General features: G+C 66.3%; 1 protein-coding gene. It reads right to left on the minus strand.

Going from position 1 to position 386, the window contains the following annotated elements:
• A partial coding sequence (locus tag QSK36_RS43170) for a Clp protease N-terminal domain-containing protein (RefSeq protein ID WP_285786456.1) occupies window positions 1-386 on the minus strand: 386 nt, incomplete at both ends.

Raw genomic sequence — 386 nt, forward strand, 5'->3', positions numbered from 1 at the left:
AGCGAGGTCGACGGCGCCGACTCCTGCGGCCCGCCCGCCGCCGCCGGCTCCTTGCCCTGATAACCGTGCAGCAACTGAATGACCTGCTGACGCACCCTGTTCAGATCAGCGCCCAGCTTCACCAGCACCTGCGCCGCGACACCCTCACCCTCCCGGATCAACCCCAGAAGAATGTGCTCGGTGCCGATGTAGTTGTGCCCGAGCTGCAACGCCTCGCGCAGCGACAGCTCAAGAACCTTCTTGGCCCGCGGCGTGAAGGGGATGTGTCCCGACGGCGCCGACTGCCCCTGGCCGATGATCTCCTCGACCTGCTGGCGCACCCCCTCGAGACTGATCCCAAGGCTCTCCAGAGCCTTGGCCGCCACACCCTCACCCTCATGGATCAA

This window comes from Microbispora sp. NBRC 16548 (genome assembly GCF_030268985.1).
In the GTDB taxonomy this organism is placed as follows: Bacteria; Actinomycetota; Actinomycetes; order Streptosporangiales; family Streptosporangiaceae; genus Microbispora; species Microbispora catharanthi.